Genomic DNA, 2,512 nt, shown 5'->3' on the forward strand with positions numbered 1-2,512 from the left:
GACTCTGACCCCATAATTTCGTATTGCTAGTCGGTTTCGGCTTGCCATTCAGCTAATTGCTTAGCGATTTGTGCTGAGACTCGTTCGTCCACTATTGCGGCGCGTCGATTCATCTCGTGGTGCCACTGGCTGTCTCGTTTAATATGTGAAGGCACTGGCGCATGTCGGTCCAAAGGGCCTGGGTAATAGTATGCGTCAGCAACGTCTGAAAGCTTTTGATTCGTGCCGTCTGCAAATCGTGCTGAAACGCTGGATAAAGGGGAATTTAATTCACTCTTTTTGTTAAGCAAAACAAGCGTGGGAGTAGAAATATCAGGTATTGTCGATGTGGAAAAGTGGGTCCATACTGTCGCAATATTTAGGTCCTTAAGTTTGGAAATAAAGGGCACAAACTCATTGAGTGCTTCTCCCCGCTTTAACGATACAGGCTGCTTTAATGTATGCATTGCGCCAAACAGAAGAATCGCTTTATCGTTTTGTTCAGCTATCTGCTTCACAGTTTTTTCATAGTTAACAATGCGTGTTTTGGTGAGAGACTGCCATTGCTCTTTGCTCAATCCTTCCCATTTTAACTCTGGTTCAGCTAGAGCTATGCGCACTTTATGGTTTGATGATGCATTGAGTAACCTTAGTTTCTGCACAAAATGTCGGTAATGCTTATATTGCCATGCCATGAAATAAATACTGTCCTGCCACAAAGGCTCTAACTCTTGCAGTGAAACCTTTGTATTGGGGTTAAGCAGATAATCATCCAACTCGGGCTGGTAATGGCTATTACCGAACTCAGTCACAATAACGTCGACACTCTCAAAGATATCACGATCAGACAGAGCGTTGATTAAGAGCTCTGTCGGTGCTGAGGAGCCGTGTATATCACCAATTGCCACGATTTGGTGTTCGCTTAATAAATGCTTAAAGGTTTGATTTACCTCGTAGTTCCCAGTATTAGCGATGTGAGTTGAAGGCGAAACCTCGTTAGCAAAAAAAGTGTAGGGTAATAACACCGAACACATAACAATGACGAAAAACGAATAAATCGAGAAAGAGTGGTAGCGCATCATATATATGAAAGAATAGTTTGTTTGTAATTGATTATCATTATTATTTATTGTAAATGAAAGGGGAGGTAAACATAAAACGGACGTTTTTACGCAATTCAATTAAAATAAAGTGGTATGAAGGTCATTGGGTTTAAAAAGGTGAATGAGTTGTAAAGTCTGCCGCTTCTCCTTTATTACGGACCAATGTCGAATTGATTCGGCTCGAGTGCTTGCGTATTCTCGACATACTTAATGAAATAACTGCTATAGGTGACAAACGTTGTGTGTGAACTTTTAGGCATGAGTGCGAACACTCCTACTGACCTATGTTTTAGTTTTACCGGGCTGACTCGCCGCGGTGGTGAAACAGGGCCGCATAGAGACGGCTGGGGCGTTGCTTTTTATGAAGGGAAGGGCGTGCGTATGTTTCACGATCCCGAGCCTTGCGCCACATCACCCATCGCAGACTTTGTTTCAAAGTTGCCTATAAAAAGCAAGAATGCGATTTGCCATATTCGTCAGGCTAATGTGGGTAACATTAACTTAGCTAACACGCATCCCTTTACTCGCGAACTGTGGGGGCGATACTGGGTGTTTGCGCACAACGGACAACTACCTAATTTCTCGCGCCGGACGGGTGTTTACGAAGCAGTTGGGGATACCGATAGCGAAGAGCTTTTCTGCGATATTATGAATAATGTTAGGCAAAATCTCCCCCGAGACGCTATGCCTGAGCAGTTAGCTGAAACGTTAGTTTCACTTGCAAAGGAGTACGCTCAGCAAGGTGTATTCAATTGCTTGCTGAGCAATGGCGACTGGTTGTTTACGTTCTGTAGTACAAAGTTAGCTAGCATTACCCGCAGAGCACCTTTTGGCCCCGCTTGTTTGAGTGATGTAGAGGTGGAAATTGATTTTGCAGCTGAAACCACGCCAAAAGATGTAGTGAGCATTATTGCTACTGAACCGCTAACAAACGATGAACAGTGGGATATCTATGAACGGGGTGAGTGGAAGCTATGGCAGGAAGGCGAAGTCATAGCCTCGGGTAAAGTGGATGTCCCTGAACACAAAAAAGAAGCCGATATGGTTGCACCCGATCCATCGCTTCACGACTAATCACGAATTATGGGGTCAGAGTCTGAGGGATCCCCACGAATTTAATTTCATATGCCTCCGGCCCAGGCTGCGTCAACTATGGAGCTGTACCATTTGAGCGCAGCTTTCCACTGTCGCATAGTAAATCGTATTCGACAAGCGACAGCCCTGAGTCCAAGGTAATGGAATGACAACACGCTTCTGGTTTCGGTATTAGCTTGGAAGCGCCGATGCTTATTCGATGAGATAAGTACTATACCCAGTAATATAGCTACGAGTGACGCTAACGTCGTCAGCAATACCAGTATTGTTAGACGCTGCTTTTTCACGCTTTTATTCTGTTCATAGCCAAGCCCGAACTTCGTGCTTTTCATATC

General features: G+C 44.3%; 2 protein-coding genes and 1 pseudogene. 1 reads left to right on the top strand and 2 read right to left on the bottom strand.

Annotated elements, in window-relative coordinates; genetic code table 11:
• Positions 1-26: 26 nt before the first annotated feature.
• Positions 27-887: a hypothetical protein gene (locus KUL49_RS20655; RefSeq protein ID WP_242633926.1), complete on the bottom strand. Its 861-nt coding sequence runs from the start codon at positions 885-887 to the stop codon at positions 27-29.
• A 435-nt stretch (positions 888-1,322) separates the two neighbouring features.
• Here KUL49_RS20655 and KUL49_RS20660 point away from each other — a divergent pair, with 435 nt between their 5' ends.
• A complete protein-coding gene (locus KUL49_RS20660; protein ID WP_131138455.1) occupies positions 1,323-2,156 on the top strand; it encodes a class II glutamine amidotransferase in 834 nt (277 codons plus the stop codon).
• A 47-nt stretch (positions 2,157-2,203) separates the two neighbouring features.
• On the opposite strand, the pseudogene KUL49_RS20955 reads toward KUL49_RS20660, so the two are convergent.
• A pseudogene (locus tag KUL49_RS20955) lies at positions 2,204-2,512 on the bottom strand (transposase); the annotation flags it as partial.

It is taken from the genome of Alteromonas sp. KUL17 (genome assembly GCF_006538305.1).
GTDB classification, from domain to species: Bacteria; Pseudomonadota; Gammaproteobacteria; order Enterobacterales; family Alteromonadaceae; genus Alteromonas; species Alteromonas macleodii.